Source organism: uncultured Caballeronia sp., from assembly GCF_964243625.1.
GTDB lineage: Bacteria > Pseudomonadota > Gammaproteobacteria > Burkholderiales > Burkholderiaceae > Caballeronia.
This window is the reverse complement of record NZ_CAXTGZ010000264.1, coordinates 1-8,097: the sequence shown is the minus strand read 5'-3', so window position 1 is coordinate 8,097 and position 8,097 is coordinate 1. Positions and strand designations below refer to the sequence as shown.

8 protein-coding genes and 1 riboswitch are annotated in these 8,097 nt (G+C 61.8%); of the genes, 2 read left to right on the top strand and 6 right to left on the bottom strand.

Annotated elements, in window-relative coordinates; all coding sequences use genetic code 11:
• The coding region (locus tag ACFFAR_RS18200) for an ATP-binding protein (RefSeq protein ID WP_375508224.1) at nucleotides 1-2,057 on the top strand (2,057 nt) is incomplete at its 5' end.
• 9 nt (nucleotides 2,058-2,066) lie between these two features.
• Here ACFFAR_RS18200 and ACFFAR_RS18195 read toward each other — a convergent pair.
• The 3 genes from ACFFAR_RS18195 to ACFFAR_RS18185 form a co-directional block, all read right to left on the bottom strand.
• Entirely contained in the window at nucleotides 2,067-2,654 is a 588-nt protein-coding gene (locus ACFFAR_RS18195) for a hypothetical protein (RefSeq protein WP_375508223.1), read from the bottom strand.
• A 67-nt stretch (nucleotides 2,655-2,721) separates the two neighbouring features.
• On the bottom strand, nucleotides 2,722-3,309 hold the full coding sequence (locus tag ACFFAR_RS18190) for a transglycosylase SLT domain-containing protein (RefSeq protein WP_174364224.1): 588 nt from the start codon (nucleotides 3,307-3,309) through the stop codon (nucleotides 2,722-2,724).
• A 125-nt stretch (nucleotides 3,310-3,434) separates the two neighbouring features.
• A complete protein-coding gene (locus tag ACFFAR_RS18185; RefSeq protein WP_174364225.1) occupies nucleotides 3,435-4,928 on the bottom strand; it encodes a diguanylate cyclase in 1,494 nt (497 codons plus the stop codon).
• 328 nt (nucleotides 4,929-5,256) lie between these two features.
• A riboswitch (yybP-ykoY riboswitch) is annotated at nucleotides 5,257-5,434 on the top strand.
• 17 nt (nucleotides 5,435-5,451) lie between these two features.
• Between ACFFAR_RS18185 and mntP the strand changes: the two genes are divergently transcribed.
• Nucleotides 5,452-6,021, top strand: coding sequence for a manganese efflux pump MntP (gene mntP, locus ACFFAR_RS18180; RefSeq protein ID WP_062003750.1), 570 nt, complete (start codon nucleotides 5,452-5,454; stop codon nucleotides 6,019-6,021).
• 11 nt (nucleotides 6,022-6,032) lie between these two features.
• On the opposite strand, the gene pqqE is transcribed toward mntP, so the two are convergent.
• The 3 genes from pqqE to pqqC all read right to left on the bottom strand — a co-directional run.
• Nucleotides 6,033-7,157: a pyrroloquinoline quinone biosynthesis protein PqqE gene (pqqE, locus tag ACFFAR_RS18175; RefSeq protein WP_375508222.1), complete on the bottom strand. Its 1,125-nt coding sequence runs from the start codon at nucleotides 7,155-7,157 to the stop codon at nucleotides 6,033-6,035.
• Nucleotides 7,154-7,426 carry a pyrroloquinoline quinone biosynthesis peptide chaperone PqqD gene (pqqD, locus tag ACFFAR_RS18170; RefSeq protein WP_062003440.1) on the bottom strand — a complete coding sequence of 91 codons (273 nt, stop codon included), beginning with the start codon at nucleotides 7,424-7,426 and terminating at the stop codon, nucleotides 7,154-7,156. The genes pqqE and pqqD overlap by 4 nt, the downstream gene beginning before the upstream one ends.
• Nucleotides 7,423-8,097: pyrroloquinoline-quinone synthase PqqC (gene pqqC / locus ACFFAR_RS18165; RefSeq protein WP_174364227.1), on the bottom strand; the 675-nt coding region annotated here is incomplete at its 5' end. The genes pqqD and pqqC, both read right to left, overlap by 4 nt.

Sequence of the window (8,097 nt, the reverse complement as noted above, 5' to 3'; positions counted from 1 at the left end):
TCGCGTTTCTGCTCGGCTACGGTTATTACGATTACCAGCGCCGCATGGAAGATGCCGACGATATCGCCGACCGCATCGCACGCGTCGCCGACGAACATGCGAGCAAGGTGCTCGACCTGAACCGCCAGATGTCGATGCGCGTCGTGGAGATGCTCGGCAACAGTGACGACGCCCGCATCCATGCAAACCAGAAGCCGATTCACGAACGCCTGAGCGAGATAGGCGAATCTTTCGCGCACGTCGCCGGAATCACCGTTTTCGGCGCTACGGGCGACATGCTGGCGAGCAACCGCTTTTATCCGGTACCGTCAATTTCCATTGGTACACGCGATGACTTCGTTAATGGCCGCGCCATTCGTCCTGAACCGTATTTTTCGCTTCCGCTCGTGGGCAAGATCGCCCAGAGCGATGTATTCACGACGAGCGTCGGGCGCAGCGCGAGCGACGGACATTTCCTCGGATTGGTATCGATCGCGCTGAAGCGCGAATATTTCTCAAGCTTCTACAACGATTTATCGAACGGCGATCCGGGCGTGACCGTGGGACTTTACCGGCGCGACGGCGGCATTCTCGTGCGCGAACCGCCGGGTCCTTCCAACGTGTCCCACGCTCGAAACTCAGCGTTCACGTCGGCCATGCGCAGCAATGAATTGTTCGGGCGCGTGCGGGTGAATTCGAGCGTGGACGGTGTCGAACGGATCCTGGCTTTCCGGCGAGTGGGCGACTATCCGCTATACGTGGCAAGCGGTTTTCCGACGTCCGTCATCTTTGCGAACTGGCGCCAGCATTACGCGCTGATCGCGGTGATCACGGCCGTGCCGTGCATCGCGGTCTGGTTGCTCGTGTTGTTCTCGCTGCGCCAGTTGCGCTCGCAGCAATCCGCATGGGAACGTTGGCAGGCGGAAGTGGCCATGCGGCTTTCGGCGGAAGCGTCGAGCCGGCAACTGCGGCGCATGGGCGCGCTCGGTAATCTGGTCGCGAACGTGGCGCACGACTTCAATAACCTGCTGATGGTGGTATCGGCGAATATGGAGTTGGCGCGGCGCAAGAACTTCAACGGGCTTGAACGGGAAGTGCTGGCGGTGGAACGCGCGACTGCGGGCGCCGAAGCGCTCGCCCGGCGTTTGCTCAGCGTTGCCCGCAAGCAGCCGCTCAAGCAGGAAGCCATCGATCTCACCACGTGGCTGCCCGCTGCGGCCGGGCTGATCGAAACGGCGGTCGGCGAGAAGATTCAGGTCAAGGTGCAGGTTTCGCCCGACATGTGGGGCGTGCGCGCCGACGCCACGGAGCTCGAATTCGCGATCATCAATATTGCGGTCAATGCACGCGATGCCATGCAGCACGGCGGCCGTTTCGCGATCCGCTGCCAGAACGTGCGGGTCACTGCCGATAACGTCCTGGCCGACGGCGAATATGCGCTGCTGGCCTTTACTGACACCGGCGAAGGCATGAACGATGTCACCGCCCGCCGCGCGTTCGAGCCGCTTTTCACGACCAAGCTGAGCGGTGCGGGGACGGGCCTCGGGCTCGCGCAAGTGCTGGCGGCGTGCGAGCAGGCGGGCGGCACGGCGCGGCTCGACAGCGTTCCCGGACGCGGCACGACCGTGCGGCTCTATTTGCCGCGCTGGCACATTGCGCCGCAAGTGCCGCCGGATGATCCTGACACGGACGCTGGCGGCCCGGCGCTGCCGAAGCCCGAGACAACGCAAGGCCCGGGTTCGGTCCTGCTGGTCGAGGACAACGAGGAAGTCGCCGCAGGCGTCGCGGCGGTGCTCGCCACGTTCGGCTGCGATGTGCGCCACGAACTCACCGCCGACAAAGCCTTCGACGTCCTCAACGAAGGTGGACGCTTCGACCTGGTGTTATCGGATATACAGATGCCTGGGCGGCTCAACGGCATCGACCTGGCGGAGAAAGTGCGCGGCACGTGGCCCGCGCAGCGGATCGTGCTGATGACCGGTTATGCCGATGAATTCGAGCGCGCGCGGCACACGGGCGTGACCATTCTGGCGAAGCCGTTCAATATCGACGAATTGCGTGAACTCGTGCAGGGTTGATACCGCAACTCAGCGCGGGGCCGCCGATGAAAAGAATTCGCTGAGCAATTCCGAGACTTGCCACATTGCGCACGGGCGCCGGCAATGGCCGTCGTAGCCGGCCGCCTGCAAGGCCGTTACCGTGTCTTCCGGCAGGAAATTGCTCATGGCGAGCAATAATGTTCCAATGTGCGCGGAGTCGAGACTGAGGGTGCGAACGAAGCCGGTGTTACCAGCCAGGGTCAGCCGTGTATCGATCATCAGCGCCTGCGGACGCCATGTATCGATCAGCCCGGCCAGTGCCTCAAGAGTCGTCACGTGTTGGGCGGCCATGCCCTTCAGGCCCAGCAGCAGCACGAATGACTCGCCAATCATTGGATCTCGATGGGCAATAACGATGCGCCGCACGTCCATGAAAAGGGGCGCACGTTTAGGGTTCCAAAGGGCGAACTGCTCATGGTTTGCTTCGAACGGGCGTCTGGTCACGTCTTCCTCGGAGATGAGGCGATCGGTATGCCGACCGTTGACGCATCGGGGAATCGAAGGCGTAAGGCACTGCGCCGCTGTTGCGGCGTTCAGTCTTCGATAAAAAGCGGAATCAGGAGAGAGCTGCAGCAAGAAACGGTCCGAAAGGGCGGACCGGAGTTGCCAACGATGAAGTGTTACGTCTGCTTATTTGGTGCGATCAATATCCTGCCTGAGCGCCAGCGGGCTCGGCATCGAACTGGGACGAGATCTTTTTGACCTGAAGACCAACTTTTTCGGCGTACGCTTTCGATCCGCCGTAGCTTTTCAGCGCGGCATCCACGTCACCGCGTGCCGACTGCACGTAACCATGCAGAATTGCGGACCCGGCTTCAATGTTGGCATCGGCTTCCGTCAGGTCGATATTGCGCACCAGTTTCTTGTGCGCAGACGGCACGACCTGCATCAATCCGGTTGCGCCATTCGCGCCGCGCGCGTTTTCCTTGAAGCGGGATTCGATCGAGATGATCGCGAGTAAAAGCGCGGGGGGAAGTGAATATTTCGATGCCGCCGACATCACGGCCGCCGAAATCTGCTCGGCCTTCGCACGCGCAACGCCGAATTTCTGCGAGATGAGACGGGAAACCTGGTGCTTTGCCTGGGCGTCGGCATCGGCTTCGCTTGCGGCGAGTTTCTGATCCATGACCGCTGCGGTCGTCTCCAAGGGGCGTTCCTGAGCCGTGGCGTCGTGCATCGCGCCGAGCGACAAACTGAAGGTCAGCGTCAGCAAGAAGAGTAGTCGGCTCATGGAGGGGTGCCATCGGAGAGAAGGTCGCATTATACCGATGGAAAAAAACCTTGCAAATCATGCGCTTGGTCGAAATGGCGAATTACGCAGAGGATTGGCCGGACGAGCGCGACGCGCGTCGTGCTTCAGGACTGCGCGATTTCGACGCTCGCGAGCGTCATCGGGCGGACGCAATCGCGGCCCGCGGCCTTGGCTTCGTAGAGTTGTTGATCCGCGTCGCTCAGCAGGCCGTAAGCGCCGCCGAGCCCCGGCGGCGCGGCCGTGGCGCAGCCGATGCTCACCGTCAGCCGCCCGATCAGGCTCCCCCGATGCGCAATCGAACGCGTCCTGATGCGCGCACGGATCGTCTCGGCCAGGTGAAGCGCGCCGTCGATCTGGGTATCGGGGAGAAGGACGACGAACTCTTCGCCGCCGTACCGCGCGGGAATGTCGCCGGGCCGACGCACCGACAGCGCGATGCATTCCGCGACCGCCGCCAGCGCGTCGTCGCCGAGAGCGTGGCCGTAGTTGTCGTTGTAGGCCTTGAAGTAATCCACGTCGATGAACAACACCGATACCGCCGTGTTGCTGCGTCGTGCGCGCCGCCATTCCTCGTCCATGCGCTCGTCGAAGGCGCGCCGGTTGGGCAGGCCGGTCAGCGCGTCGGTGCCCGCGAGCCGCACGAGCTCTTCCTGCGCGCGCGCCCGTTCCCGTAACGACAGCGTCAAAAGCCACGACAGCGCGATAAAACTCAGCCCGAACAGCAGCGTCAGCACGCCGACCACGGTGCTGCGCGCGCGCCACGTTTCGAGCACATCTTCCTGCGCGGGCGCCACGCCCACGATAAACGGCGTGCCCGGCACGTGCGCGAACGTGAAGATGCGCTCGACCCCATCAACAGGCGATTTCGCCACGTATGACCCCGAGCTCGAATGCCTCATGCGGGCGAACGTGGCTGAGCCGGCGACGTTGCGATTGATATCCTCGCCGAGGAAGGGCTTTCGTACGATCAACGCGCCATCGTCCTGAACGATAAAAATCGATCCCTTCGGGCCGACTTCGATCTTGTCCAGGAGCGAACGGAAATACTGGAGGTTCACGGTCAGCAACGCGATGCCGGCAAACGATCCGTCCGGCGCATTGATACGCCGGCTCATGCCGATCGCCGCGCCGTTTGCGTGGGTCAAGTAGGGATGCGAGAAAAACAGGCCGACCGATGGGTTGTTTCGATGGGCAAGGAAATATTCGCGCTCGGCGAAGGTTTCGGGCGGCGTGGCCGTGGGGTTTTCTTTTATGATGACGCGGCCGCGGGCATCGATAACGTAGCTGCCGCCTATGTATGCCGCCGTGGTCGCGCGGTCGAATAGAATCCGGCGGCGCAGATTGAGCGGAAGCACCATGATGCTCGCGTCCTGCGCGCCATCGACCACGGCGCGAAGCGACAGATCGTAGATTTCGACGTTGCGGGCAATATCGCCGCCAATGATCGACACCAGATTGGCCGACGTCTCCCGGGCGTGGCTCAGTGCTTCTTCGCGGCCCTGGTACAACGTGGCGATCGACAAGCCTGCCATGACGACCGCAACGGCAGTTCCGGCAATCCCGGCAAGGAGCGGATAGCGTGACAGGGAATTTGCCATGCTGAGCGCTGTCCATCGATACCGGCCGCGGCGCTTTCGCGAAGCTGTTCCAGGTGGCAGGCCGGATCTCATGGCGCGCGCCTCGTCCGGCGTGCAGACGGTTTTGCGCCGGGAGGGCTTTCAGTCGTCAGCATGGATATCGTGATTGGCATCGCGGCTGTATCGGATCGAAGGCGCGGATCTGGGCTGGCCACCTTGTACGGGCCAGGACTTCGCGGAAAACGCGTGGTGGTGGTCAACCAGAGCGGAGGCGCATCGGCTGTGCCTGATGTACGGACACTAAAAAAACCTGGAGAAGATTACAAATTCATTTCGAACGTGATAGCCTTTGTCCGTCCTTGGGGAGTAGCCGGCTTCCAGCCATTGGAAGCGCTCATGTCAACACGCTTGGTTCGATCGAACCGTGGCATGAGCAACCGATCTGTATTCTGGTTGGCAAGACCATCGATGTAACGCCGCGACCGGTCGGGCTCGGCGAGACATCGTATGTTCCTGTCCCGACCCGAACATGATCATTGTCCCCATGAATATCGCTTCCACCATCCTGCTCGCCTTCGCCATGTCGACGGACGCCTTCGCCGCCGCTGTCGGCAAAGGCGCGACGTTGCGCCGTCCGCGTATGCGCGAGGCGCTGCGAACCGGCCTGATATTTGGCGTCATCGAGGCGATCACGCCGCTCGTCGGCTGGGCGCTCGGCAAGGCCGCGGCCCCGTACGTCATGTCGTGGGATCACTGGATTGCCTTCGGGCTCTTGCTCGTGCTCGGGTTGCGCATGATTCGCTCTGGCTTCAGCACGCCCACGCCCGAGGCCGAAAAACCCGTGCGTCACGGTTTCTGGCTGCTCGCCGCGACGGGCTTGGCAACGAGCATCGATGCCATGGCGGTGGGCGCGGGACTCGCTTTTATCGATGTGAATATTTTCTCTACGGCTGCGACCATCGGACTTGCGACGCTGATCATGGTGACCATCGGCGTGATGGTGGGACGCTTCTTGGGCCGCGCGGTCGGGCAGCGCGCGGAAGTGGCGGGCGGCTTGATCCTGGTCGCCATCGGCTCGGTGATTCTGGCCGAGCACCTCGGATATGTGAGCTGACCGGTCTATTCTCAGACGGTCGAGCGCAGCCGGCGCGAGTTGCTGTCGTTGCGGAAAATGATCGGATGTTCTTCAGGTTCGCGTTGTACCGCAGCCTGGCGCACCACGTTGATCACCGTTTCGTGATGGGGTGATTTATCGCAGACCGGGTCCGCGTTGGCCGGGTCGTCCGTGAGCAAATAGGCCTGGCAGCGGCAACCGCCTGCATCGATCGTTTTCTCTTCGCAGCTTCGGCATGGCTCCTTCATCCAGTCGAAGCCGCGAAAGCGGTTGAACGCATCGCTTTCGTACCAGATCTCGCGAACGGACGTGTCCTTGACGTTCGGGAACGTCAGGCCCGGAAGCGAACGCGCGGTGTGGCACGGCAAGGCGGCCCCATCGGGCGCCACGCCGAGGAACACCGAACCCCAGCCGTTCATGCATTTCTTCGGCCGCGTCTCGAAGTAGTCGGGCACGACGAAGTAGATCTTGCAGCGATGCCCGATCTTCTCCCGATACCGCTCGACCACCGCTTCGGCTTCTTTCAGTTGCTCGGCCGTCGGCATGAGTTGCGCGCGGTTCGCATGTGCCCAGCCGTAGTACTGCGTGTTCGCAAGTTCCAGATATTCCGCGCCCATTGCGAGCGCCATGTCGATGATCTTGTCCACGTGCGGCAGGTTGTATCGATGGAGCACGCAATTCAGCACCATCGGGAAACCATGCGCCTTGATCGACCTTGCAACACGGTTCTTCAGGTCGAACGTGCGCGTGCTGCTGAGAAAGTCGTTGAGCTCCTGCGTGGAATCCTGGAACGATAACTGGATGTGATCGAGGCCGGCGTCCTTCAATGCGTCGAGACGCTTGTCCGTCAAACCGATACCCGACGTGATCAGGTTCGTATAGAAACCCAGTTGCCGTCCCTCGCGCACGAGCACTTCGAGATCATCGCGCAACAGCGGTTCGCCCCCGGAGAAGCCGAGTTGTGCCGCGCCGAGCGCACGCGCTTCACGCAGCACGCCGATCCACTGGTCGGTCGTGAGTTCAGTGCTGTGGTCCGTGTAGTTGACGGGGTTGTAGCAGAACGCGCAATGCAACGGGCATCGATAGGTCAGTTCCGCGAGCAGCCACAGCGGCGGGGCAATGACGCTTGCGGTCATGTCGCTTCCTCCAGCCATCCACGACGCTCGGCTTCGGCAATGAACAACCTCACTTCGCCGCCGAGATCCTGAGTATTGAACGCTTGCTCCAGGTCGGCGATCAGCATGTCGATATCGCGCGTGCCGTCGCAGCGCTTCAGGATCTCGCCGGCGCTCTGATTGAGCTTGACCATGCCTTCAGGATAGAGCAGCACATGCGCGTCCTGCGCCGGTTCCCACTGCAGCCGGAAGATCCCCTTGAGCTTGAGCATTGGCGCTGGCGATGTCATTGCGGAAAGGCCTTTTCAATGGCGTCGAGCATCGACCACAAGATGTCGAGCTTGAATTGCAGGATTTCGAGCGCGCGTTCCTGCTGCTCGCGTGTCTTGAAGTAGTCTAGCGTGACTTGCAGGCCGTGCTCGACGTCGCGCTGTGCAAGCGAGATGCGCGAGCGGAAATACGTAAGGCCGTCGGCTTCGATCCACGGATAACACGTGGGCCATGTCGCAAGCCGATCCTTGTGGATCTGCGGCGCAAAAATTTCCGTCAGCGACGAACACACCGCTTCTTGCCACGGCGCACGGCGCGCGAAGTTGACGTAGGCATCGACGGCGAATTTCACACCGGGCGCCACATGTTCCAGCGACCAGAGTTCGTCGCGCGTGAGGCCGACTGCGTCGCCCAGGCGTGCCCATGTTTCTATGCCGCCTTCGTCATCCCCGTAACCGTCGTGATCGAGAATGCGCAGCACCCAGCGCCGCCGCGTTTCCCGATCGGGACAGTTCGACATGACCGCCGCGTCCTTCAGCGGGATGTTGATCTGGTAGTAAAACCGGTTCGCCACCCAGCCGCGAATCTGTTCGCGCGAGCAACCACCTTCGTTCATCTTCACGTTGAACGGATGATGAATGTGGTACGCCGTGCCCTTCGCGCGAAGTTGCGCCTCGAATTCTTCGCGGGT